Source organism: Micromonospora sp. NPDC051300 (assembly GCF_044455315.1).
GTDB classification, from domain to species: domain Bacteria; phylum Actinomycetota; class Actinomycetes; order Mycobacteriales; family Micromonosporaceae; genus Micromonospora; species Micromonospora robiginosa.
In genome coordinates, this window is the sequence record NZ_JBITEP010000044.1 from 1 (window position 1) to 23,622 (window position 23,622).

Consider the following 23,622-nt stretch of genomic DNA (forward strand, 5'->3'; position numbering starts at 1 on the left):
TCTGCTGGCGCCAACTCCAACGCAACCAGAGTTAGGAGTTTTAAGAAGGGGCCCCGCCTCTACCGGAGGCGTTAACAGGGGGCCCCTCCTTACACCTCAGCGGTTGGCGCGGGGACGTAGTCGCGCTCGGGGGCGCCGGTGTAGATCTGCCGCGGACGGCCGATCTTCGTCTCCGGGTCGTTGATCATCTCGCGCCACTGGGCGATCCAGCCGGGGAGCCGGCCCAGCGCGAACAGCACCGTGAACATCTTGGTGGGGAAGCCCATGGCCTTGTAGATCAGGCCGGTGTAGAAGTCCACGTTCGGGTAGAGCCGCCGGGAGACGAAGAAGTCGTCGGCCAGCGCGATCTCCTCGAGCTGCATCGCGAGGTCCAGCAGCGGGTCCGGCTTGGCCATCCGGCCGAGCACGTCCTGGGCGGCCTTCTTCACGATCGCGGCGCGCGGGTCGTAGTTCTTGTAGACCCGGTGCCCGAAGCCCATCAGCTTCACGCCGTCCTGCTTGTCCTTCACCTTCCGCACGAAGGACGCCACGTCGCCACCGTCGGCCTGGATCTTCTGGAGCATCTCCAGCACGGCCTGGTTGGCGCCGCCGTGCAGCGGGCCGAACAGCGCGTTCACGCCGGCCGAGACCGAGGCGAAGAGGTTGGCGTTGCTGGAGCCGACCAGGCGCACGGTCGAGGTGGAGCAGTTCTGCTCGTGGTCGGCGTGCAGGACGAACAGCATGTCCAGCACCCGGGCGACGACCGGGTCGACCTCGTACTGCTCGGCGGGCACGCCGAACGTCATCCGCAGGAAGTTCTCCACGTAGCCCAGCGAGTTGTCGGGGTAGAGCAGCGGCTGGCCGATCGACTTCTTGTAGGCGTACGAGGCGATGGTGGGGACCTTCGCCATCAGCCGCACCGTGGACATCTCCACGTGGTCGGAGTCGAACGGGTCCAGGCTGTCCTGGTAGAAGGTCGAGATCGCGCTGACGGCCGAGGAGAGCACGGCCATCGGGTGCGCCTCACGGGGGAAGCCGTCGAAGAAGCGGCGCATCTCCTCGTGCAGCAGCGAGTGCCGCCGGATCCGCTCGCTGAACTCGGTGAGCTGGGTCTGGCTCGGCAGCTCGCCGTAGATGAGCAGGTAGGAGACCTCCAGGAAGGAGGACTTCTCGGCCAACTGGTCGATGGGGTAGCCGCGGTACCGCAGGATGCCCGCGTCACCGTCGATGTAGGTGATCGCGGACGAGCAGGACGCGGTGTTGACGAAACCGGGGTCGTACGTGGTCATCCCGGTTTCCTTGAGCAGCTTGCTCACCCCGATTCCGGCGGGGCCCTCGACCGCGGACTGCACCGGCATCGACAGCTGTCCACCGGGGTGGTCGAGCTTGACTTCCGTCATCTGTTCCTCGCTTCGCCGGCAAGATCTTCGTTGAATTGCCTTCGCTTCTACCGTAATCACGGTGCGGTGGACAATGCTCGGCATGGTTTGGGGGTGAGGTATGCGTCACCTCATTCCCGACTTGCTGGGTCGGAAACCGGCCGCGAAGCGTGGATCAGGACAGGACGAGCCGGCGCAGCGTCCCGTCGCGGTCGACCCGGTAGAGGTCGAGGCGGTTGGCGCCGGCGGCGAAGAGCCGGTCGTCGGGGAGGAACGCGGCGAACCGTCGGCCGCCGGCGTCCGGCGGCACCACCGGCACCACCGCGCCGACCGTGCCGTTGACCGCGACCGCGAGCCGGGTGCCGTCCGGCACCGTGTCGGGCACCGTGCCCCAGACCAGCGCCGGCAGGCCGCGCCTCGGGTCGACCGCGTCGAACGCGGCCCGGTTCGCCACGGTGGCGGTGCCGCCGGTCGGCGCCGCCCCGACCCGGGTGCCGACGAGCGGGTCCACGGCGGGCAGCGGCACCGCCGCGGGCACCCCACCGGTGATCGTCACCGGTTGCCCGGGGCGGTCGTAGAAGCGCTTGTCGGCGCGCCCGCGCGGGGCGGCCTTCGCCGGGACGCCGTCCATCCGCCACGGCACCCGCACGTGCGTCTCGTCGGCGATGGTGGGCAGCAGGTCGACGTGCTCCCAGTTGCGATCGTCCACCCGACCGGCGCGCTGGCCGGGCTCCTTGACGAACATCGGCACCCAGGCCACCTGGTCGGCGGCGTGCTCGATGGCGCCCATCCCCCGCCCCTGCCAGTCCTGCCGGAAGCTCACCCCGTGGTCGGCGGTGACCAGCACCAGCGCCTGGTCGTAGAGGCCGGTGGCGCGCAGCGTGCGCAGCGTCTCGCCGATCAGCCGGTCGGTGTAGCCGAGCTGGGCCAGGTGCCGGGCGCGGGCCAGGTCCACCCAGCCGGCGCCGTCGTTGGGCAGGTCCTCCGGCGCGTCGTAGTGCGCCCCGGACGGCAGGTACGCCCACGGCGAGTGCGGCATCAGCAGGTGCAGGAAGTGCAGGGTGGGCCGGGGCGCGGGGCGCAGCCCGGCGAGGAACGAGGTGAACCGGGCCGGCTGGTTGTCGTCGAGGGTGTCCCAGCGGAACTTGGGGTCGTCGGGCACCGGCTCGGCGGCGTCCAGCCCGGCCTCGGCGGCGGTCTGCTCGCGGTAGGAGTCCTCCGGGTCGACCCGGCTGTCCACCGGCGCGGCGATCTGGCGCAGCAGCTTGCCGCTCTCCCGGGTCAGCACCCCGATCCCCTGCGTCGGGCTGGTCGCCTGCTCGCACCGGCTGGGCGGGCAGAGGCGGGTGATGCTCTCCTCGGCCTTGATCTGGTAGAGGCCGCCGAGCGCGGTGAACAGGTTGTCCGGGTACTGCGAGTAGTGCGGCGCGACGGGCCGTTCCGGGTAGCGGCCGCTGAGCATGGCGGGCAGCGCGTAGGGCGTCCAGCCGCTGACGCCCGTGGCGTTGCGGTACCAGGTCGAGCCGGCGGCCAGCGCGGCGAAGTTCGGGTAGCGGGTGGCGTCGATCCGCCCGTCCGGGCCGAGCAGCGACACCAGCGGCAGCTCGTCCAGCACGATCATGACCACCGGGGGGTGGGCGCCCGCCCCGGCCACGCCGGCCGCGCCGCCGTCGCCGCGGGGCAGCACCACCGCCGAGGCCGGCGACGCGAACAGGAACAGCCCGACGAAGACCGCCGGGCCGACCGCGGCCACCCGCAGCACCCGGCGCAGCGCCCGCCACCGCCGGTGCGCGGCCGCCGCGGCGGCGCCCGCCACGCCGGCCACCAGCAGCAGCGGTACGCCCCGGAGCGGCGTCAGGTGTCGGCCGACCTGGACCGCGAGCGCGGCGAGCAGCAGCCCGACCAGCACGGTGTGCGCCACGGTCCGGGTGACCCGACCGCCGAGCAGGGCCAGCGCGCCGAGCGCCGCGAACGGCAGCGTGGGCGCCACCGCGATCAGGGCGACCAGGAGCAGCACGTCGCCCCGGGTGGCCCGGTGGAACAGGAAGAAGTCGGGGCTGCGGCCGAGCACGTCCAGCAGGGGCTGGGTGATCACCAGGCCGACCAGCGCCACCACCTCCGCCAGCCGCGCCGCCTCGGCCCGCCAGGGGCCGCGCCGTCGGGGCGCGTCGGTGTCGGCCGGCCGTTCCCGCGGTGGGGCGAGGGTGTCCTCAGCCACCCATCACCACCTGGTAGAGCGTGCGGGTGCCGGACGGCAGCTCGACGCGGGCCGCCACCCGGCCGTGCCGGGCCAGCAGCGCCTCGAACGCGTCCCGCCGGTAGTCGGGGAAGAGGCCGTCGGGCTTGTTGGCCAGCAGGCGGCGGGCCATCGGGTCGTCCGGGTGGACGAACTCCACCACCAGGCTGCCGCCGGGCTCGGTGAGCGCGACGAGCTGGTCGAGCACCTCCGGCAGCGGCACGTTGCGGCCGATCGCCAGGTGGTGCACCACGGCCAGCGCGAGCACCACGTCGGCGCGGGCCCGGTCGACGAACGCGGCCCGCTCGACGCCCCGCCAACCGCCGCCGGGTGACGGGTCGGCCAGGTCCATCACCAGTGGCAGGATCCGCCGCTCCCCCTCCTCCCGCAGCGCGCGGTAGAGCGCGTCGACCACCGCCGGGTCCTGCTCGACGGCGACCACGTACCCGGCGTGCCGGGCCGCGATGTGGGCGTACCGGCCGTCGTTGGCGCCCAGGTCGAGCGCCGAGCCGGGGCCGACGGCGGCCATCGCCCGGTCGACGAACGCCTCCTTCGCCTGCCGGTCCGGCACCGAGTAGGCGCAGGTGCGCTGGTAGTCCGACCAGTGGCTGTCGCCGGGACGGTGGTCGAGGCGGCGGACCAGCTTGGTCAGCCCGCGCACGGTGGCCAACGCCAGCTCGCGGGTGAACCCGGCGGCGCGGAGCTGGGCGCGGACGTCGCTGGTGCTGGCGCCGGAGTTGCGGGCCTGCATGGCGCCGTGCAGGTGCACGTGGGTGGGCACGCCGGCGCGCCAGCGGCGGGCGCCGGCGAACAGTCGCCGCATCTGCTCCGGCTCGACGCCGTCGACCCGGGCCCGCAGGAACGGCTGGAAGTCCAGCCCGAGGTGGGCCTGGACGAGCAGCGGGTAGAGCAGCGTCTGGCAGAACTGCCGGTAGCCGGCCCAGGGTTCGCCGTCGCGCAGCGCCTCGAACGAGCCGACGTCGATGAAGACCGGGCGGGCGCCCTGCCACTGCACGTTGTAGGCCGAGCCGTCCTTGGTGGTGAAGCCGGCTTCCAGCGCGGCGCGCAGCACGTCCAGGTGCAGCAGCGCCGCGTCGCGCAGCATCGCGTACGACCACTCGTAGGGGTGCGAGACGAACGGGATGCGGTCGTGGCGCAGCACCGCCGCCCAGGGCGCGTCGACCGGGGTGGGCGTCAGCTCCTCGGTGCCGACCAGGTGCCCGGCGGCGGTGAGGTCGCGGAAGAGGTCGCTCGCGGCCAGCGCCCGCCAGTCGCGGGCGGAGCGCTCGTCGAGCCCGCGCAGCACCTCCCGGCCCCGGTGGTAGACCCGGTTGCCCGGGTCGCGGAAGGAGCCGGGTTCGACGCGGACGCCGGTGTCGGGGACCGTCACGGCGTCAGCCCTGGTCGGTGGGCTGGCGACGGAACCGGCTCACCAGTCGGCGCCAGTAGAGCTTGGCGGCCACCGCCACTCCGGCCACCCCGCCGACCACCGCCTGCACGATGAGACTGCCGGATCCCGCGTCCAGGTAGGCCAGGTGCGTCACGGCTGCTTCCCTTTCTTCGCCGGTCATCGGTACGTGGCCCGGTATGCGAGCTTTATTGCTCTAAGCCGGACTCGTCCCCTACCGTACGCTGTCGACCGGACACGCGCGGACACACCGCCCACTCCTGCCCGTCCGATCCGTTCAAGACGGGCCGGCCGCCGCGGGCCTAGCGTGGCGGGCATGACACCACAGTTCGATCTCGTCGGCAGCGTCGTCACCGACATGGCCCGCACCCTCGACTTCTACCGCCGGCTGGGGCTGCCGATCCCGGCCGGCGCGGAGACGGAACCGCACGTGGAGGTCACCCTGCCCGGCGGCATCCGACTGGCCTGGGACACGGTCGAGACGGTCCGCGGCTTCCACCCACGTTTCACCCCGCCCGCCGGCAGCCCGCGGATGAACCTGGCCTTCCGCTGCGCCGAACCGGCCGAGGTGGACCGCTGGTACACGGAGCTGACCGCCGCCGGTCACCACGGGGAGCTGCCGCCGTGGGACGCCTTCTGGGGCCAGCGGTACGCGGTCGTGCACGACCCCGACGGCAACGGTGTGGACCTGTTCGCGCCCCTCTGAGCGACTGCCGGTCAGCCCTCGGGCGGGGCGAGCAGCCGGGTCGGCGGCACCCCGGCCAGCTCCCGCACGTCACGGGTCAGGTGGGCCTGGTCGGCGTACCCGGTGAGCGCCGCGACCTCGGCCAGCGGCGCGCCGCCCCGGGCCAGGTCGAGCGCGCGGCGCATGCGCAGGATGCGGGCGAGCGTCTTCGGCCCGTACCCGAAGAGGAGCCGGCTGCGCCGGTGCAGGGCCCGCGCGCCGAGACCGACCTCGGCGGCGGTCGCGGCGACCGTCGCCCCGGCGGCCAGCCGGGCGGCCACCCGCGCGCCCAGCGGGTCCGGCCCGCCGGCGGCCCGCAGCCGCGCCCGCGCCACCTCCTCGAGGACGCTCGCGGCGACGGCCGACCAGTCCGTCACGGTAAGCGGCGGGGTCGCACCGACCGGTTCCGCCGCCGCCTCGACCCGCTCGGCCAGGTCGTCGGCGGCGCGGCCCCACAGGTCGGTCAGCGGGACGCGGCGGTCGCGCAGCTCCTCGGCGGGCACCCCGAACACCGCCGGCCCGACGCCGGGCGGCAGCCGCAGCCCGATCCACCGCTCCCCCGGCACCGAACGACCGACCTGCGCGGTGCGGTCCGGCCCGGCGACGAGCAACCCGGCGCGGCTGGACCAGAGGAGGTCGAGACACCCGTCCGGCAGCACCCGAACCGGCCCGTCGCCGGCCGAGACGCTCGCCCAGCGCACGGCGCCGCCCAGCCTGACCGCCGCCCGCTCCCGGTACACCCACCCACCCTGCCATCTCCCCGTCGATCATGAAGGTGGCGGCGCCCGCCACGGCGTGTCACGACCGCCAACCTCATGATCGACGAACGCGGCGTCAGGGGCGGTGGTGCATGGCCAGGCGCAGCAGCAGGAAGCGCAGCCCGGTGGCGGCGAGGTTGGCCACCACCAGGACGACCAGCTCGGCGGCGCGCGGCGGGGTGGTGGCCGCGTGCAGGACCGCCAGCGAGCCGCTGGTCAGCGCCAGACCGAGGGCGAACGCGAGCAGTCCCTGCGCGTGGTGCCGGCCGGCGTGGTGGCGACCGGTGACACCGAAGGTGAGCCGCCGGTTGGCCGCCGTGTTGGCCACCGCGGTCAGCAGCAGCGCCAGCAGGTTCGCCGGTTGCGCGCCGAGCGGGCCGCGGGCCACCAGGAACAGCAGCAGGTACGCGAGCGTGCTCGCCACCCCGACCGCGGCGAAGCGGACGAGCTGGCCGGGCAGCCCACGGGGCACAGGCGCCGGTGGCGCCGGCAGCGGCCCCCGGCCGAGCTGGGCGCGCAGCCGGGCCAGCGGCAGCGCCCCGGTGAGCAGCGCCCGACCCAGCCGCCCGATGCCCCGCAGGTCGGCAAGCGCGGTGGCGACGATGTCGACCCGGCTGTCCGGGTCGTCCACCCAGTCCACCGGCACCTCGTGGATCCGCAGCCCGGCCCGCTGGGCCAAGACCAGCAGCTCGGTGTCGAAGAACCAGCCGGTGTCCTGGACCAACGGCAGCAGCTCGGCCGCCACGTCGGCGCGGATCGCCTTGAACCCGCACTGCGCGTCCGAGAAGCGCGCCGCGAGCGTGCCGCGCAGCAGCAGGTTGTAGCCCCGGGAGATCACCTCCCGCTTGGCGCCCCGGACCACCCGGCTGGTGCGCGCCAGCCGGGTGCCGATGGCCAGGTCGGAGTGGCCGGACAGCAGCGGCGCGACGAGCGGCGGCAGCGCCGCCAGGTCGGTGGAGAGATCCACGTCCAGGTACGCGAGCACCGGCGCCGGCGAGGCGGACCAGGCGGCCCGCAGCGCCCGGCCGCGCCCCTTCTCCGCCAGGTGCACCACCTCCACCTCGGGCAGGTCGGCGGCGAGCGCCTCGGCCACCGCCCGGGTGCCGTCGGTGCTGGCGTTGTCGGCCACCGTGATCCGGAACGAGTACGGGAACTGCGCGCCCAGGTACGCGTGCAGCCGCCGGACGCAGGGGCCGAGGTCGACCTCCTCGTTGTAGACCGGCACCACCACGTCAAGCACCGGCGTGCCGGCGGCCGGCCGGGCCTGGACGGCGGCCCTCGGCTCGGGCATGAGGATCATCGCTCAGCCCCGCTTTCCGGTGCTCAGGTCGTACACGCTCACCCCGTCGACGGTCCGCGCGGTGAAGTTCTCGGCGACCCAGGCGCTGATCTCGGCGGAGGCGCTGCTGCCGCCGTTGGCCCGGAAGCCACCGCCGCCGAGGAACCAGTGGATCCGGCCGTCGGCCACGTAGCGCTGGAACTGCGCCAGCGTCGGCGACGGGTCGCTGCCGTTGAAGCCGCCGACCGGCATCACCGGCTTGCCGGTCGCGAGCTGGTAGCCGGAGGCGTTGTTCGAGCCGACCGTGGCCGCGACCCAGGTGTAGTCCTCGGCGTCGCCGGTCAGCAGCGCGGTCATCTCGGCGCTCGGCTCGCGGGCGTCGAGCAGCCCGCCCATGCCGCCGCCGCGCTGCCCGCGCCCGGTCCCGCCGTCCCGCCCGCTGCCGGTGCTGCTGCCGGTGCCGCCGGTGCCGGTGCCGGTGCCGCCGGTGCCGTTGCCGCCGGTGCCGTTGCCGCCGGTCTGGCCGCCGGGAGCGCCGGGTGGCTGACCGCCGCCCGGGAAGCCGGGGAACGCACCGTTCCGGCCGCCGTTCGCGCCGCCCGGGAACTGACCGGTGCCACCGCCCGGGAAGCCGGGGAACGCGCCGCCGGGGAACTCCGCGCCGCCCGGCATCCGCCCGCCCGGGAAGCCGCCCCGGCCACCCGGGCCGAAGGCGCCCGCGACGTACGGGCCGGCGCTCGGGATCGAGCCGGTGTGCGGGGTGGCCGCGGTCTGTGCCGCGTACGCCGCCGGCCCGCCCAACCCCGCGACGACGCCCAGCGCCACCACCCCCACCGACGCCCACCGCGCCCACCTCGGGCCCCGCGTCGGGTCGGTCAGGGAGTTCGCGTCACCGCGGGCCGCCCGGCGCGACACGAACCCCTTGGTCACCGGGGCGTCGAGCAGGGCCAGGAGGACGGCGGCGCTCAGGCCGGCGGCCGGCACGGCGGTCCGCAGCCAGGGCTGCCAGTCGGGGCTGCGGCCGAGCAGGCGCCACGACCACCAGGCGGTCACCGCCAGCGTGCCGGCCAGGACCAGCGTGGCGGCGTACCCGCGGCGGCGACCGGGCGCGCTGCGGGCCCGGTGGAGCCCGGTGGCGCCGATGCCGACCAGCGCGCCGACGGCCGGCGCCAGCGCGACGGTGTAGTAGGCGTGGAAGATGCCGGACATGAAGCTGAAGATCAGCCCGGTGACCAGCAGCCAGCCGCCCCAGAGCAGCAGTCCGGCCCGGGCCCGGTCGGTCCGTGGCGCCCGTCCGGCCAGCCACAGCCCCGCCACCAGCAGGATCAGCGCGGCCGGCAGCAGCCAGGAGATCTGCCCGCCGACCTCGGTGTCGAACATCCGCAGCAGGCCGGTCTGCCCGGAGAACGGTCCACCGCCGCCACCGCCCGGCCCACCGCCCGGCCCGACGCTGCCCACCTCGTCGCCGGTGATCCGGCCCAGGCCGTTGTAGCCCAGGGTCAGTTCCAGGATGCTGTTGCCCTGCGAGCCGCCGATGTACGGGCGGGCACTCGCCGGCACCAGCTCCACGATCGCCACCCACCAGCCGGCGGAGACCAGCACGGCCAGCCCGGCCAGCAGGAGCTGGCGGATCCGCCGACCGGGGCCGGTCGGCGCGGCCAGCAGGTAGACGCCGGCGAGGACCGGGATCACCAGGAACGCCTGGAGCATCTTGGTGAGGAAGCCGAAGCCGACCAGCACGCCGGCCAGCGCGAGCCACCGGGTGCTCGCGGTCTCCACCGCCCGCACCGTGGCGTACGCGGCGGCCACCAGCAGGAAGACCAGCAGCGCGTCCGGGTTGTCGAACCGGAACATCAGCGTGGCCACCGGGGTGGACGCGAGCACCGCGCCGGCGAGCAGCCCGGCCGCCGGGCCGTGCCAGCGGCGGACCGCCGCGTACAGCATGCCGACCGAGGCGACGCCGAGCAGCGCCTGGGGCACCAGGATCGACCAACTGCTCAACCCGAACACGCGCACCGAGAGCGCCATCAGCCAGAGCGAGGCCGGTGTCTTGTCCACGGTGATCGAGTTGGCCGCGTCCGAGGAGCCGTAGAGGAACGCGGTCCAGCTCTCCGAGCCGGCCTGCGCGGCGGCCGCGTAGAACGCGTTGCCCCAGCCGGAGGCGCCCAGGCCCCACAGGTAGAGCAGGCCGGTGGCGGCGAGCAGCCCGAGCAGCGCCGGGCGGGCCCAGCGCGGGTCGGCCGCCGGCGTCGGCGTCGGCCCGGGTGCGGGCGCGGCGGCCGGGCCGGGCGGGCCGGCGACTGTGGCGGGCGGGCCGGCGGCCGCGTCGGTCACGGGCGGGCCGGCGGTCACGGTGGACTCGGGCGGGCCGGCGGTCACGGGCTGGCCGGCGTCCGCGGCGGTCACGGTGGGCTCAGGCCGGCCGGCGGCCGTGGGCGCGGGCCGGCCGGTCAGCAGGCTCTCGGTTCTGTCCATGCCGGCAAGCCTCGGCGGGCCCGCTGGCGCGCCCCCGTGAGGCGGCTATGCCTCCGCTGTGGATCCGGGCAGCCACACGGTGAACGCGGTGCGTCCGGGACGGCTGGCCACCTCGACCCGGCCGTGGTGCGCCTCCACCACGGCGGCGACGATGGCCAGGCCCAGGCCGGTGCTGCCGTGCGCCCGGGAGCGGGAGCCGTCGCCGCGGGCGAACCTCTCGAACACCTCCGGTTGCAGGTCCGCCGGGATGCCCGGCCCGTCGTCGGTGACCCGGAGTTCGACCCCGTCCGGCGCGGCCGCCAGCCGGGTGGTCACCGCGGTGCCGGGCGGGGTGTGCACCCGCGCGTTGGCGAGCAGGTTCGCCAGCACCTGGTGCAGCCGGTGCGCGTCGCCGGTGACGGCGAGCGGCTCGTCCGGCAGGTCGAGCTGCCAGCGGTGCTCCGGGCCGGCCACGTGCGCGTCGCTTACCGCGTTCACCGCCATCGCGGTCAGGTCGACCGGCTCGGCGGCGAGCGGGCGGCCGGAGTCGAGCCGGGCGAGCAGCAGCAGGTCGTCGACGAGGCTGGTCATCCGGGTGCTCTCCGACTCGACCCGGCGCAGCGCGTGTGCCACATCCGGCGGCACCTCCTGCCGGCCGCGCCGGGCCACCTCGGCGTAGCCGCGGATGGCGGCCAGCGGCGTCCGCAGCTCGTGGCTGGCGTCGGCGACGAACTGGCGTACCCGGGTCTCGCTGGCCTGCCGGGCGGCGAGCGCGGCGGCGACGTGGCCGAGCATCCGGTTGAGCGCGCCGCCGACCTGGCCGACCTCGGTGCGGGGGTCGGTGTCGGCGGCCGGCACCCGCACGGACAGGGCCACCTCGCCCCGGTCCAGCGGCAGCTCGGTGACCCGGGCGGCGGTGGCGGCGACCCGGTTGAGCGGGCGCAACGTGCGCCGCACGATCAGCGCGCCGAGGCCGCCGGCGACGACCAGGCCGGCGCCGATCACCCCGGCCTGCGCCACGACCATCCACATGACGGTCTCGTCGACCTCGGCGAGCGGGATGGCGAAGACGAGGACGTCGCCGTCGGGCATCTGCCGGGCCACGGCCCGGTAGTCGCCGCGCCCGTCCAGCGCGACGGTGCGCGGCCGGTCGCCGGCGCTGAGCCGGGCCAGCGGCGCCACCTCGTCCGCCGGCACCGCGGCCGGTTGGGCGCTCGTCTGCCGGAACGCCAGGTCGACCCGCCCGTCGATCACCCGTACCGCCACCGACTCGGCCGGGTAGCCGGGTGGGAACCCCGGGCGGAAGCTGTCCGGCCGGCTCTCCGGCGGGTCGAAGGGCGAGGGCTGCCGCACGTGCTGCCGGCGCGACTCACCACCGGTGAGCTGGTCGTCGATCCGGCCGATCAGGAAGTGCCGCAGGGCGACCGTGGTCACCCCGCCGACGCCCACGCTGACCAGCGCCAGCAGCGCCACCACGGCGAGCACCAGGCGGCGGCGCAGCGACCAGCCGGCCAGCCGGCGCCGCAGCCGCCCGCCGACGTCACGGGGCGGGCTTGAGGACATAACCCGCCCCGCGCAGCGTGTGGATCATGGGGGCCCGGCCGGCGTCGATCTTCTTGCGCAGGTACGAGATGTACAGCTCGACCACGTTGGCCTGGCCGCCGAAGTCGTAGTTCCAGACCCGGTCCAGGATCTGCGCCTTGCTGAGCACCCGGCGCGGGTTGCGCATCAGGTAGCGCAACAGCTCGAACTCGGTGGCGGTGAGCGTGATCAGGTCGTCGCCGCGACGCACCTCGTGGCTGTCCTCGTCGAGGCTGAGGTCGCCGACGGTGAGCACCGCCTCCTCCCGGGCGGCCGCCGCGAACCCGGAGCGGCGGAGCAGGGCGCGCAGCCGGGCGATGACCTCCTCCAGGCTGAACGGCTTGGTCACGTAGTCGTCGCCGCCGACGGTCAGCCCGGCGATGCGCTCCTCCACCGCGTCGCGAGCGGTCAGGAAGAGCACCGGCACGCTGGGCGACTGCTCGCGCAGGCGGCGCAGCACCTGGAAGCCGTCCAGGTCGGGCAGCATCACGTCGAGCACCACCGCGTCCGGCCGGAACTGCCGGGCCGCGCTGATCGCGGCCATCCCGTTGCCCGCGGTGGTCACCTGCCAGCCCTCGTAGCGCAGGGCCATCGACAGCAGGTCGGTGAGCGTCGGCTCGTCGTCGACCACCAACACCCGCACCGGTTCGCCGTCCGGTCGGCGCAGCTCGATCCGACCCTGCGCGGCCTGCCCGTTCATGACCATGCTCCCCATCGTGGACGCGCCCGCTGTACCGCTGCTGTCCCGATCCTGTGTACCAGCTGTGGCCGATCACGGCGGTGCGTACCGGGTCTTTCCCGGCCGGCTACCCGGTGGTAACTTGCCGGCATGTCCATCGACGGTCGTCCCGCCGGCCCGCTGGCCGGCAAGGTGGTGCTGGTGACCGGCGCGGCCCGGGGCATCGGCGCGCACACCGCCCGGCTCGCCGCGGCCCGCGGCGCGCGGCTGGCGTTGGTCGGGCTGGAACCCGACCGGCTCGCCGCGCTCGCCGCCGAGCTGGGCCCCGGGCACGTCTGGTTCGCCGCCGACGTCACCGACCAGTCCGCGCTCGGCGCGGCGGTCGACGGCACCCTCGCCGCGCTCGGCGGGATCGACGCGGTGGTGGCCAACGCCGGGGTCGCCAACCGGGGCACCATCGCCGTCGGTGACGTCGAGGCGCTGGTCCGCACCGTCGAGGTCAACCTGGTCGGGGTGATGCGCACGGCCGCGGCGACCGTGCCGGCGCTGATCGACCGGGGCGGCTACCTGCTGATCGTCTCCTCGGCCGCCGCGTTCGCCGCGCTGCCCGGGATGGCCGCCTACTGCGCCTCCAAGGCCGGCGTCGAGCACTTCGGCACCGCGATCCGGCTGGAACTGGCGCACCGCGGCGTGGCGGTGGGCACCGCGCACCCGTCCTGGGTGGACACCGACCTGGTCCGGGAGGCCCGCGCCGACCTACCGGCGTTCGAGTCGGCGCTGGCCCGGCTGCCCTGGCCGATGCGGCGCACCACCACGGTCACCGAGTGCGCCGAGGCGTTCGTCCGGGCGATCGAGCGGCGCCGCCGCCGCGTCTACGTGCCCCGCGCCGTGGGTGCCGTGCAGGCGGTCCGGTCGGTGCTGGTCAGCCCGTTGGCCGACCGGCTGGTCGGGCGGACCGCCCGGGTCACCGTGCCGCTGATCGAGGAACAGGCCCGGGCGCTGGGGCGCGGGTTCGGGGTGAGCACGCCGGAGGCCCGGCCGTGACCTCCGGCGTGGAGGTGGTCTTCGAGCGGCGCGGCGCGGGGCCGACGCTGGTGCTGCTGCACGGCATCGGCCACCACTGGGGCGCCTGGCTGCCGGTGCTGGACCGGCTCGCCGAGACGCACGACGTGATCGCCGTCGACCTGCCCGGCTTCGGCCGCTCGCCGGTGCCCGCCGCCGGCCTGCCCGCCGGCATGCCCGCGCTGGTGGCCGCCATGGTTGAGCTGTTCGCCGCGCTCAGGCTGGAGCGCCCGCACGTGGCCGGCAACAGCCTCGGCGGGGCCATCGCGCTGGAGCTGGCCGCGGCCGGCGCGGTCTCCTCGGCGACCGCGCTGTCGCCGGCCGGCTTCTGCACCCCGCGGGAGCTGCGCTGGGCGCTCACCGTGCTGACGCTGCACCGCAACGCGGCCCGGTTGCCCGACCCGTTGCTGCGGCACCTGTTCGCCGCGCCGGCGCTGCGCGCGCTGGCGATGGGCATGCTGCTGGCCCGGCCGAACCGGATGGCGCTCGACGTGGCGCTCGCCGACGCCCGCGCGCTGCGCGAGGCGCGCGCGTTCCGCGCCGTCGCCCGGGCCGGCCGGGGATACGCGTTCGCCGGCGCGCCCACCGTCCCGGTGACCGTGGCGTGGGGCACCCGGGACCGGATCCTGCCCTACCGGCAGGCCGCGCTGGCCCGCGCCCGGCTGCCCGCCGCCCGGCACCTGGACCTGCCCGGCTGCGGGCACGTGCCGATGCACGACGACCCGGAGCTGGTCGCCTCGGTCATCCTCGGCACCACCGGGGCCGCGCCGGCCTGAGCCGGTTCACTCGCTCGCGCCGAACGGGTCGGTGCGCACGTAGCGCATCGTCCAGCCGTCCGCCCCGGCCCGCGTGCCGCGTTCGTAGAGGTGGTCCGCCACACCGTCGGCCGGCCGGTCCGGGTGGCGCATGATCCAGCGGGCCGGTGGCGCGCCGTCCGGTTCGGCGGGCAACTCCCGGACGAGGTCGTCGGCCGGCCCCCCGACGAACCGCACGCGCACCAGCGTCACCGCTCACCCTCCGTCCCGGCGTCGACACCCCCGCTCGCAAGCTACCCCGGTCACCGGCCCGCCCCCGGCGGTTTGCACAGCTCGGAGCCCGGGTAGCGGAACCCGGGGGCACCGGATGAGGGCGAGGAGACATCGATGAGGACGCTGGGCGGGCGGTACGAGCTCGAACAGCGAGCCGGCCTTGGTGGCATGTCGGAGGTCTGGCGGGCACACGACCGCGTGCTGGACCGGACCGTCGCGATCAAGCTGATCTCGCCCGGGCTCGACGGCGACGCCGGCTCGGTGGAACGGATCCAGGCCGAGGCCCGTTCGGCGGCCAGGCTGGTGCATCCGAACGTCGCCAGCGTGCACGACTTCGGCACCGCCACGCTGCCCGACGGGCGGCCGGTGCCGTACATCGTGATGGAGTTGGTCGAGGGGGAGACGCTGGCCGCGCACCTGCGCGCCGGCCCGCTGGACTGGCGCATCGCGGTGCGGGTCTGCGCCGAGGTGTGCGCCGCGCTGGCCGCCGCGCACGGCCACGGCATCGTGCACCGGGACGTGAAGCCGGCGAACGTGATCCTCACCCCGGCCGGCGTGAAGGTGCTCGACTTCGGCATCGCCACCCCGGCCGGCGCGCCGGACCACACGCCGGCGGGGATCGTGGTGGGCACCCCGGCCTACCTGGCGCCGGAGCAGCTCGACCGGCAGCCGGCCACCCCGGCCGCCGACATGTACGCGCTCGGCGTGCTGCTCTACTACTGCCTGACCGGCCGGCTGCCGTACGAGGCCGACACCACCAGCCAACTGCTCGGCGCGCGCCGCCGCCGGCCGCCGCAGCCGTTGCCGGAGGTTCCCGGGCTGCCGCCGGAGGTGGCCGAGCTGTGCGACCGCTGCCTCGACGCCGATCCGGCCGCGCGGCCGACCAGCCCGATGGCCGCGCTGGTGCTGGCCGAGGCGGTGGACGCGCGCATCTACGTGCCGATGACCGTGCTGCTGCCGAGGCAGCGGGTGCCGGAGGTGTCGCCGTGGACGGACCGGGCCGCGGCGGAGGCGACCGAGGCGATGGCGGTGGACGCCGCCACCAGCGGCCGGATCCGCTGACGGACTGCCGGCCCGGCCACGGTTTCGCCGGTCGGGGGCCGGGAACGCCTGCCGGTGACTGACGGGAGGCACGCGATGCCGGATCCGAGTTCCTGGCTGGCCGAGTCGGCCACGGCGACCGCGGCGGGTGGCCACGTACGCACCGACGACGGCGGTCTCTCCTCCGCCCTGGCGTCCCCGCTGGCGCCGCACTGCACCGGCCTGACGCCGGAGCAGCTCCTGGCCGCCGCGTTCGCCTCGTGCCTGCACCACGCCGCGGTGGAGGCGGCCGGTGAGATCACCGACGAGGCGCACACCGTGCAGGTGACCGCCGAGGCGAAGCTGGGCCGCGACGACGACGGCCGCTACCGGGCCGACGTGCACGCCGAGATCTCCTCGGCCGGGCTCACCCGCGAGCAGCTCTCCGACCTGGTCGCGTACGCCGACCGGCTCTGGCCGTTCTCCAGCGGTGACCCGAGCCGGCACCGGCTCACGGTCACCCCGGCCGAGAACGGGCGGCACTGAGGACCGGTCTCACCAGCGGAAACCGGCGGTGACCGCGCGGTGGTCGGTGTCCGGCGTGTGCACCACGCCGGCGGCGGTCGGGGTGAGCCCCCGGTAGAGGACGTGGTCCGGGCGGGTCAGCGGGACCTGCGCCGGCCAGGTGAAACCGAAGCCCTGCCCGGCCTCGGCCTGGGCGTCGCCGAGCAGCCGGGTCAGCGGGGCGAAGGCCCGGTCGGTGGTGGCGGTGTTCAGGTCGCCGAGCACCACCAGCCGTTCGGCGGGGTCGGCCCGGACGGTGCGGGCCAGGGCCGCCACCGTCTCGTCTCGGGTGGCGGTGTGACCTGCTCGCGCCGAGCCGAGGTGCACGACGTACACCGTCAGGTCGCCCTGCGGGGCGGCCACCACGGCCCGCAGCGCCCGGTCCCAGCCCAGCCCGGTGTCCACGCCGTGCGCCTCGCGGATCGGCCAGCGGCTCCAGAGGGCGACGGTGGAGACCGACGTCCGGTGCGGGTAGCGATCGGCCAGGACGGGCGCCACCCGCCGGTCGTCGTCGACCTCCTGGAGGCCGATCAGGTCCGGGGCGTCGCCGGCCAGCGCGTCGACCGTGGCGGCCGGGTCGGGGTTGCCGGCGCGCAGGTTCTGGCTGGCCACCCGCACGGAGGTGCCGTCGGCGCCGGCGGCCGGGGGCAGCCACGCGCGGCCGTAGAGGCCGGCCCAGACCAGTGCCGGCAGCAGCACCGCGAGCAGCGCGCGCCGGGAGCGGCGCAGCAGCGCCGCCAGCCCGAGCAGGGGTACGCCGAGACCGAGCAGCGGGGTGACGCTGTCCAGCAGGCTGCCCAGGCCCCGCACGTTGGGCACCGCCCGGTGCCCGACGAGGAGCGCGGCGAGCAGCGCCGCGCAGGCGATGACGACGATCCCCCGCCGACCCCGGCGGCCGGCGGGTCCTCCGGCGGCCCGCTCGTCGACCATCTGCTCCGTCACCGTCCGCATCGTATCGAGCGGGCGGACGATCCGGGTGGCCGATTCCGGCATGCCGGGCCGCTCGCGCCCTCGGTCGCCCGGTCGGCGGTGGAGACCCAGGTGAACGGGGGCCCCTCGGCCGAACGGAGGAGGCAGCGAACGGTGCCCTGTCGAGCCGGGGGGTGCCGGTTTCCTGCCACCAAAGCCGACATGCGGGATCTTCCGGAGACCGGAGGTTGGTGGCGTTCGTGATGCACCGACGGTAATGCGGGGGCGGATTCCGGCAAAGTGTGGCGCATGCCACCAAGTAGCCCGATGGCAAGCGTCGGCAAGATCTCTAGCCTCGGCGGGTGCACCCCGACCACTCCGATCCCCAGCCCCTGTCCGCGACGCGCCCGGTTCGCCGAACGATCGACCCGACATCGGCCGAACGGCGGGTGGGCCGCCACCGCGCCCCGGAGCCACCCCGACGCGGCCCGGCCCGGTCCGTTCCCGGGCGGATCGCGGTCGCCACCGGTGTGACCTGCTGCCTCGGTCTGGTCGGCGTGGTCGGCGTCGGCGAGGCCGCCGCGCCGCCGAACCTGACGGTCAGCGAGGCCCTCGCCGACCGGGCCGCCACCGAGCAGCGCGTCTCCCGCGACCTGACCCGGGTCGCACCGCCTGTCGCCGCGCCCGCGGCACCGGTCCCGACCGCCACGCCGAGCCCCGCGCCGGTCCGGAAGAAGGCGCCGCGCAAGGCGGTCCGCCCCGCGCACCCGCGCCCCGTCGCCGGCCTCGACCAGCGGCAGATGGACAACGCGAAGGCCGTCGTCGACGTCGGGCGGGACATGGGGCTTCCGCGTCGGGCGCTGGTGGTGGCGGTCGCCACCGCCATGCAGGAGAGCGACCTCTACAACCTGGCCAGCGACGTGCTGCCCGAGTCCTTCGACCAGCCGCACCAGGGCAGCGGCTCCGACCACGACTCGGTCGGGCTGTTCCAGCAGCGCCCGAGCAGCGGTTGGGGCACGGTCGCCCAGCTCATGCGCCCCGCGTACGCGGCCCGGGCGTTCTACACCGCGCTGGCCGAGGTGCCCGGCTGGGAGGACATGAGCGTCACCGCCGCCGCCCAGGCGGTGCAGGTCTCCGCGTTCCCCGACGCCTACGCCAAGCACGAGGACCGGGCCACCACCGTGGTGGCGGCGCTGACCTGACGACGCCCCGTCAAGCGGGGGCCCCGCCTCCACCGGATGCGTTGAGCGGGGGCACTTCCTCTCACCGCACGCCGGAGAGGATGTCGTCGACGCGGGCCTCGTGCCGGCGGCGGGCCAGCAGCGCGGCCTCGAACTCGCGGCGCGCCCGCACCGCCTCGGCGTACGCCTCCTCCCGCACCCGGCGGGCCTCGTCCCGGGCGGCCTCCAGCTCGGCACGGGCGCGGGCCAGCAGCGCGGCAGCCTCCCGCTCGGCGGCGCCCGGGTCGGCTGTCGCGTCCTCGGCCGGCGCGGCGCGACGCCGGAGGAAGTCACCGAGGTGCCGGGCGTCCAACCGGATCTGGTCCCACTCCCGGCCCGAGCCCGTGGCGCCCTCCACGCGCGCCGCCAGCCGGCCCAGTTGGAGGTCCAGCTCGTCCAGGCAGGCATCCACCTGACGCCTGTCGTAACCGGACTCCACCACCGAGAACCTCATGTCGCCCCCCAGGCAGCCGCGTACGTACCCCACCGACGATCCTGCGGGGCGGGCGCGGCCGGAGGCGGCCGTTCACGGAAAAATGTTCAGCATCCGGATGCCCGGACTTCCGGGCCGTCAGGCGTGCTTCGGCAGCACGACCACCCGGCCGAAGAACTCGTCGATGCGGCGGACCACGTCGTTGAAGTCGTCCAGGTCGATCGGCTTGGTCACGTACGCGTTGGCCTGGAGCGTGTAGCTGCTGACCACGTCCGTGTCGGCGTTCGAGGTGGTGAGCACCACGATCGGGATGGTCCGCAGGTCCTCGTCCCGCTTGACCTCGCCGAGCACCTGCCGCCCGTCCATCCGGGGCATGTTCAGGTCGAGCAGGATGACGTCCGGCCGCTGCGCCCCGGTGTGCCGGCCCTCGCGGCGGAGGAACTCCATCGCCTCCTCGCCGTCGGCGACCACGTCGATGACCTTCTCGACGTCCGACTCCTCGAGCGCCTCCTCGATCATCAGGACGTCGCCCGGGTCGTCGTCCACCACCAGGATGCGTACGGGGTTGGGTCGGGGCTGGCCCATGGAGCACCTGCTTCGTCTCGGGGAGGGCGCCGGCACGCGGCCGGCCGCTGGCGGGGAAATCTATCCGATCAGGAGCTGGCCGACGCGGTCGGGTCGGCCGTGTCGCGCCGGTGCGCGAGCACCTCGGACAGGCCGGTCACCTGGAGCACCCGGGCCACCCGGCCGCTCGCACCGGTCAGCCGCAGCCACCCGCCGTCGGCGGCGACGAGGTTGTCCCCCCGGACGAAGGCGGCCATGCCCGTCGAGTCGCAGAACGTCAGCTCGCTGAGGTCCAGCAGGAGTTCGCGGCGACCCTCGGCGACCAGCCGGTCGATCGTCGCGTTCAGCTCGCCGGCCGTGCTCAGGTCGAGTTCACCGGCGAGCCGGAGACCGACGCCGGCCTCGCCCCGCTGGGCGTACGTGACGGTGAACGTCACCGTGGCCCCTCTCGCTCCCACCGCAGGCGAACCCTTGCAGTGCAGCAAGTATAGGGGCCGTCCGACGGTCCGCGAGTCAGCGGCCCGCGGTCGCCGCCGACAGCCCGCCAACCACGGCCCGCCCGCGCTCCAGGAACGCCGCCGCCCGGGGGAAGTCGCGCAGCTCGTGTCCATAGTGGTCGAGCGTCAGGCCGACCGCGCCCGCCGGCACACCCCGACTGACCAGGATCTCCACCAGCCACTCGACGAACTCGGTGAACAGCGTCAGGTCGTCGACGTAGAGCGCGGCGGCCAGGAAGTCGACGATGTAGCCGAGGTCGCCGACCGTGGAGTCGAGCTGCGCCGGGGTGTAGTCGGCCACCGCCGGCACCCGCTCGCGCAGGTCGGTGAGCGCGCTGTCGATCAGCTCGCCGCGACGCTTGACCAGGCTGGCGTACTCGTCGTCGGTGAGGTGGTCCAGCCGCGCGGGCGGCGTCGCGCGCAACGCCCGGTCGTCGGCGACCAGGTCGGCGGCGGCCGGCGCGTCCGGTGCCCACGCCACGCCGAGCGTCCGCGCCCACCGGCCGTCCACGCCGAACCCCCGCCCGCCCACCACCACCGGCACGTCGGAGCGGCGACACGCCTCGATCATCCGGTGGGCGTGCGGCAGCCGCATCGGCAGCGCGCAGGCCAGCGCCACCGCGTCGGCGTCGTACCGGTGCAGGTAGGACACCAGGTGCGCGGCCGGAACGCTGGCCCCGAGGAAGACCACCTGCCAGCCGCGCAGCCGCAGCACCTCGGCGACCAGCCGGGCCGGCAACGCGTGCCACTCACCGTCCATACAGGCCATCACGATCCGGCCGCGGGTCGGGCGGGGATCGGCGTACGCGGCCACCGCGGCCACCACCCGCTCGCTGATGTGGGTGGCGGCGTGCTCCTGGGCCACGCTCCACTCGTTGCGCGCCCACCGCTCCCCCACCTCGGCCTGGGCCGGCGCGACCAGGTCGAGCAGCACCCGCTCGGCCGGCACGCCCGCGTCCAGCAGCCCTCGGGCCACCGCCACCGCGGCCTGCTCGTCGGCCTCGGCCAGGCACTCCAGGTAGCCGGGGAAGGCGTGGGCCGGGCCGGAACCGACGGTCGTCGCGCTCACGCGGGCAGCTCCCTCGATCGGTCGGCATTCGTCGGCTCCGGCACCGCGTGCAGGTGACGGGGCACCCGGCCGGCCGGGCCGGTCGCCCGCAACGCGAGCACCGCGATGTCGTCGTGGTCGCCGTGGGCGAGCCAGTCACAGGTCACCTGCTCGACCCGCTCCGCCAGCGCCGGCGCGGGCATCCGGTGGCAGCCGGTCACGGCGGTGAGCAGCCGGTCGGCGCCGAACTGCTCGTCGCCGCGCCAACCGCCGCGCGCCTCGGTCACCCCGTCGCTGTAGAGCAGGCAGGTCTCCCCCGGCGCCAGGTGCACGGTGGTCTCGCCGATCCGCGGATCCGGCACCACGCCGATCAGCATGCCGCTCAACGGCACCACCTCGACCTCGCCGGACTCGCGCAGCACCAGCGGCGGCAGGTGCCCGCCGCCGGCCAGCGTCAGCGTCAGCCCGCCGTCACGGTGCGGGCGGGTCACCCCGAGCACCATGGTGGCGAACCGGCCCTGACCGTGCGCCTGGGTGGTCTCCAGCAGCGCGTCGTTGAGCAGCTTCAGCAGCCGGCCCGGCTGCGTCTCGACCCGGTGCAGGGCGTGCAGGCACTGGCGGAGCTGGCCGGTGAAGACCGCCGCCTCCACGCCCTTGCCGGACACGTCGCCCAGGAAGAACACCGAACCGCCGTCGGCGAGCCGGTGCGAACCGTAGAAGTCGCCGCCGATGCGCAGCCCGGCCTGCGCCGGGCGGTAGGCCGTGCCCCACTGCACGCCGGTGGCCGCCGCCGGCTCCACCGGCAGCAGGCTGGCCTGCAACGTGTCGGCGACCTCGGCCTGGTCGCGGTAGAGCATGGCGGTGGTCAACGCCGCCCCGGCCCGGGCCGCGAACGCGCGGACCAGGTCGACGTCGGCCTGGTCGTACCAGCGGCCGGCGCGGCGGGCCACCAGCAGCACGCCGGCCGGGGCCTCGCGGCCGGGCAGCGGCACCACCCGGGCGGTCGCCCCCGGCACGTCCAGGCCGGGCAGCCAGCCCGCCTCGGCGGCCTGCTCGACCAGCCAGTCCAGCGCGTGCGGCTCGGCGCCGGCGAGGCCGGTCTCGATCGCCGCGGGCAGCGCCGTGGCCGGCAGCACGCCGCTGTCCACCGCGGGGGCCTCGTCGTCCGCGCGGGTCGCCCGCCACCAGCGGGCCCGACCGGAGCGGGGCGCCAGCACCAGCACCGCCACGTCGGCGATCGTGGGCACGGCGAGGCGGGCCACTGCGGCCGCGGCGCGGTCGGGGTGCAGCGGATTGCCGAGCTTCTCGCCGACCACGGCGAGGAAGAGCGAGCGGGCCCGCTCGGCGAGCAACGCGTCGGCCCGGCTGACGCTCTCGGTGACGTCCTCGACGTACCAGCAGCGGCGGGCGAAGGAGAGCGGCACCTGGCGCACCCGCAGCCGCCGCCGGTGGTGGGTGAACTCGGCCGGGCCGTCGCCGCGCAGCGGCGCCACGCCGGCAGCGGCGAGCACCGCGCCGACCACCACCTCGGGCACGAGCCGCTCGGCGACCGGGCTCACGTGACGCACCACACCCTCGGCGTCGCAGACGATGAGCCCCTCGCGGAAGTGCTCCACCACCTCGGACCAGTCCGGGACGGCGGTGACCTCGTGGTCGGGGGCCAGCGGCGGGAGGGCGGACGTCATCGAGGCGGCGGCCGGCCACGCCGAAGACCGTGCGGCACTCGGCGTGGAGATCCGTCCGTCGCCCGGGTCGGAACCCCTGACGTCGGCAGCAGTCACCAGCTGAGCCCCACTCTCCTCGTCGACATCCGCGAGGCGCCGGGAGCGGCGCCTGTGGTCACATCTCGTCACCCCACCCTACGCCGGTCCGCCCGTACCGCCACCCGACCAGGCCGGGAGGTGTCGGGCACGCGCCGCGCGGCGCGGGCCCGGCATTGTTACGATCCGGTCGTCCCTGCCCGACCGGCAGCCTGCGGAAAGGCGTGATGGTGGTATCCCGACGGAGAAAGCCCGAAGCCGCACCGCTGACCATCTCCGTGGACCGATCCGACCCGGCCGTCCCCGTGGTCGGCGTCGCCGGTGACCTGGCCTACGCCACGTCCGCGCCGCTGCGCGCCGAGGTCGACCGGCTGCTCGCCGAGCGTCCCGCGGCGCTCGTGTTCGACTTCGGCGGACTGAACTTCTGCGACAGCACCGGCCTGTCGGTGATCGTGCACGCCTGGCGCGAGGGGCAGCAGGCCGGCACCGCGATCGAGCTGCGGGCGGTTCCCCGGTTCCTGGAGACCATCCTGGACATGACAGGCGTCACCGGGCTGCTGGACCGTTCGCCTGTCGACGGCCGATCCGCGTCCGGCTCGACCGCGTCCGCGTGACCCCGGGGGTTTCCGCACCACTGTCGGCTGGGAACATGGACGCATGCTCTCGCCGCTGTTGACCATCGAGGTGGATCGGCTCGACGCCCGGTCCGCCCGGCTGCGGCTGGCCGGCGAGCTGGACTTCGACACCGCTCCGGAACTCGTCGCCGCCGCCGCCGAGCTGCGCCGCGACGGCCACCAGGAGCTGTGGCTCGACTTCGCCGACGTGACGCTCTGCGACTCGTCCGGCCTGAGCGCGTTGGTGGTGATCCACCGGTCCGGCACCGGAGGTGTCCACCTGATCGACATGAACCCGCGGGTCCGGCAACTGCTGGACCGCACCGGTCTGGCCGAGTTGCTTCCCACGCCGCCCCGCGCCGTGCCCGGCGACGCCCGCGAGGTGGGCTGAGTCGACCGCGCCGGGGTCCCGGGCCGGGGGTGGCC

At 75.3% G+C, this 23,622-nt stretch carries 24 protein-coding genes; 8 read left to right on the forward strand and 16 right to left on the reverse strand.

Annotated features, from left to right (window positions below):
- Positions 1 to 89 precede the first annotated feature (89 nt).
- The 4 genes from ACIA5A_RS29130 to ACIA5A_RS29145 form a co-directional block, all read right to left on the reverse strand.
- Complete coding sequence (locus tag ACIA5A_RS29130) at positions 90 to 1,379, reverse strand: citrate synthase (protein WP_396767680.1); 1,290 nt, start codon at positions 1,377 to 1,379, stop codon at positions 90 to 92.
- A 154-nt stretch (positions 1,380 to 1,533) separates the two neighbouring features.
- Positions 1,534 to 3,576, reverse strand: a complete 2,043-nt coding sequence (locus ACIA5A_RS29135; protein WP_396767682.1) for a sulfatase-like hydrolase/transferase — start codon at positions 3,574 to 3,576, stop codon at positions 1,534 to 1,536.
- A complete protein-coding gene (locus ACIA5A_RS29140; RefSeq protein WP_396767684.1) occupies positions 3,569 to 4,984 on the reverse strand; it encodes a class I SAM-dependent methyltransferase in 1,416 nt (471 codons plus the stop codon). The genes ACIA5A_RS29135 and ACIA5A_RS29140 overlap by 8 nt, the downstream gene beginning before the upstream one ends.
- A gap of 4 nt (positions 4,985 to 4,988) precedes the next feature.
- Positions 4,989 to 5,138 (reverse strand): hypothetical protein, encoded by a 150-nt coding sequence (locus tag ACIA5A_RS29145; RefSeq protein ID WP_172967795.1) that lies wholly within the window; start codon positions 5,136 to 5,138, stop codon positions 4,989 to 4,991.
- 180 nt (positions 5,139 to 5,318) lie between these two features.
- Between ACIA5A_RS29145 and ACIA5A_RS29150 the strand changes: the two genes are divergently transcribed.
- On the forward strand, positions 5,319 to 5,708 hold the full coding sequence (locus tag ACIA5A_RS29150; RefSeq protein WP_396767686.1) for a VOC family protein: 390 nt from the start codon (positions 5,319 to 5,321) through the stop codon (positions 5,706 to 5,708).
- A gap of 11 nt (positions 5,709 to 5,719) precedes the next feature.
- On the opposite strand, the gene ACIA5A_RS29155 is transcribed toward ACIA5A_RS29150, so the two are convergent.
- The 5 genes from ACIA5A_RS29155 to ACIA5A_RS29175 all read right to left on the reverse strand — a co-directional run bounded on the left by ACIA5A_RS29155 (position 5,720) and on the right by ACIA5A_RS29175 (position 12,498).
- Positions 5,720 to 6,466, reverse strand: coding sequence for a helix-turn-helix domain-containing protein (locus ACIA5A_RS29155; RefSeq protein WP_396767688.1), 747 nt, complete (start codon positions 6,464 to 6,466; stop codon positions 5,720 to 5,722).
- A 94-nt stretch (positions 6,467 to 6,560) separates the two neighbouring features.
- Complete coding sequence (locus tag ACIA5A_RS29160) at positions 6,561 to 7,784, reverse strand: glycosyltransferase (RefSeq protein WP_396767690.1); 1,224 nt, start codon at positions 7,782 to 7,784, stop codon at positions 6,561 to 6,563.
- 3 nt (positions 7,785 to 7,787) lie between these two features.
- Positions 7,788 to 10,238, reverse strand: a complete 2,451-nt coding sequence (locus ACIA5A_RS29165; RefSeq protein WP_396767692.1) for a glycosyltransferase family 39 protein — start codon at positions 10,236 to 10,238, stop codon at positions 7,788 to 7,790.
- Positions 10,239 to 10,283: 45 nt separating this feature from the next.
- Complete coding sequence (locus tag ACIA5A_RS29170; RefSeq protein ID WP_396767694.1) at positions 10,284 to 11,780, reverse strand: ATP-binding protein; 1,497 nt, start codon at positions 11,778 to 11,780, stop codon at positions 10,284 to 10,286.
- Positions 11,758 to 12,498 (reverse strand): response regulator transcription factor, encoded by a 741-nt coding sequence (locus tag ACIA5A_RS29175; protein ID WP_396767734.1) that lies wholly within the window; start codon positions 12,496 to 12,498, stop codon positions 11,758 to 11,760. The genes ACIA5A_RS29170 and ACIA5A_RS29175 overlap by 23 nt, the downstream gene beginning before the upstream one ends.
- A gap of 129 nt (positions 12,499 to 12,627) precedes the next feature.
- On the opposite strand from ACIA5A_RS29175, the gene ACIA5A_RS29180 reads away from it, so the two are divergent.
- Positions 12,628 to 13,521 carry an SDR family oxidoreductase gene (locus tag ACIA5A_RS29180; RefSeq protein ID WP_181568049.1) on the forward strand — a complete coding sequence of 298 codons (894 nt, stop codon included), beginning with the start codon at positions 12,628 to 12,630 and terminating at the stop codon, positions 13,519 to 13,521.
- The gene (locus ACIA5A_RS29185; RefSeq protein WP_396767696.1) at positions 13,518 to 14,315 is read left to right on the forward strand and encodes an alpha/beta fold hydrolase; all 798 of its coding nucleotides are present in this window, start codon (positions 13,518 to 13,520) and stop codon (positions 14,313 to 14,315) included. Before ACIA5A_RS29180 ends, ACIA5A_RS29185 begins: the two co-directional genes overlap by 4 nt.
- A 6-nt stretch (positions 14,316 to 14,321) precedes the next feature.
- Here the strand turns inward: ACIA5A_RS29185 and ACIA5A_RS29190 are convergent, their stop codons facing one another.
- A complete protein-coding gene (locus tag ACIA5A_RS29190) occupies positions 14,322 to 14,546 on the reverse strand; it encodes a hypothetical protein (protein WP_396767698.1) in 225 nt (74 codons plus the stop codon).
- Positions 14,547 to 14,681: 135 nt separating this feature from the next.
- Between ACIA5A_RS29190 and ACIA5A_RS29195 the strand changes: the two genes are divergently transcribed.
- Positions 14,682 to 15,629, forward strand: a complete 948-nt coding sequence (locus tag ACIA5A_RS29195) for a serine/threonine-protein kinase (RefSeq protein ID WP_396767700.1) — start codon at positions 14,682 to 14,684, stop codon at positions 15,627 to 15,629.
- Positions 15,630 to 15,704: 75 nt separating this feature from the next.
- Entirely contained in the window at positions 15,705 to 16,133 is a 429-nt protein-coding gene (locus ACIA5A_RS29200; protein WP_091058427.1) for an OsmC family protein, read from the forward strand.
- A gap of 9 nt (positions 16,134 to 16,142) precedes the next feature.
- On the opposite strand, the gene ACIA5A_RS29205 is transcribed toward ACIA5A_RS29200, so the two are convergent.
- Positions 16,143 to 17,093: an endonuclease/exonuclease/phosphatase family protein gene (locus ACIA5A_RS29205; RefSeq protein WP_396767702.1), complete on the reverse strand. Its 951-nt coding sequence runs from the start codon at positions 17,091 to 17,093 to the stop codon at positions 16,143 to 16,145.
- Positions 17,094 to 17,422: 329 nt separating this feature from the next.
- Here ACIA5A_RS29205 and ACIA5A_RS29210 point away from each other — a divergent pair, with 329 nt between their 5' ends.
- Positions 17,423 to 18,262 (forward strand): hypothetical protein, encoded by an 840-nt coding sequence (locus ACIA5A_RS29210; protein ID WP_396767704.1) that lies wholly within the window; start codon positions 17,423 to 17,425, stop codon positions 18,260 to 18,262.
- 61 nt (positions 18,263 to 18,323) lie between these two features.
- On the opposite strand, the gene ACIA5A_RS29215 is transcribed toward ACIA5A_RS29210, so the two are convergent.
- The 5 genes from ACIA5A_RS29215 to ACIA5A_RS29235 all read right to left on the reverse strand — a co-directional run bounded on the left by ACIA5A_RS29215 (position 18,324) and on the right by ACIA5A_RS29235 (position 22,603).
- Positions 18,324 to 18,734, reverse strand: a complete 411-nt coding sequence (locus ACIA5A_RS29215) for an ATPase (protein WP_396767706.1) — start codon at positions 18,732 to 18,734, stop codon at positions 18,324 to 18,326.
- 117 nt (positions 18,735 to 18,851) lie between these two features.
- On the reverse strand, positions 18,852 to 19,298 hold the full coding sequence (locus ACIA5A_RS29220) for a response regulator (RefSeq protein WP_396767708.1): 447 nt from the start codon (positions 19,296 to 19,298) through the stop codon (positions 18,852 to 18,854).
- A gap of 68 nt (positions 19,299 to 19,366) precedes the next feature.
- Positions 19,367 to 19,714, reverse strand: a complete 348-nt coding sequence (locus ACIA5A_RS29225; protein WP_396767710.1) for an STAS domain-containing protein — start codon at positions 19,712 to 19,714, stop codon at positions 19,367 to 19,369.
- A gap of 76 nt (positions 19,715 to 19,790) precedes the next feature.
- A complete protein-coding gene (locus ACIA5A_RS29230) occupies positions 19,791 to 20,843 on the reverse strand; it encodes a B12-binding domain-containing protein (protein WP_396767712.1) in 1,053 nt (350 codons plus the stop codon).
- Positions 20,840 to 22,603, reverse strand: coding sequence for a PP2C family protein-serine/threonine phosphatase (locus ACIA5A_RS29235; protein ID WP_396767714.1), 1,764 nt, complete (start codon positions 22,601 to 22,603; stop codon positions 20,840 to 20,842). Before ACIA5A_RS29235 ends, ACIA5A_RS29230 begins: the two co-directional genes overlap by 4 nt.
- Before the next feature lie 257 nt (positions 22,604 to 22,860).
- On the opposite strand from ACIA5A_RS29235, the gene ACIA5A_RS29240 reads away from it, so the two are divergent.
- On the forward strand, positions 22,861 to 23,196 hold the full coding sequence (locus ACIA5A_RS29240) for an STAS domain-containing protein (RefSeq protein WP_396767716.1): 336 nt from the start codon (positions 22,861 to 22,863) through the stop codon (positions 23,194 to 23,196).
- A 43-nt stretch (positions 23,197 to 23,239) separates the two neighbouring features.
- Complete coding sequence (locus ACIA5A_RS29245; RefSeq protein ID WP_396767718.1) at positions 23,240 to 23,587, forward strand: STAS domain-containing protein; 348 nt, start codon at positions 23,240 to 23,242, stop codon at positions 23,585 to 23,587.
- Positions 23,588 to 23,622 lie beyond the last annotated feature (35 nt).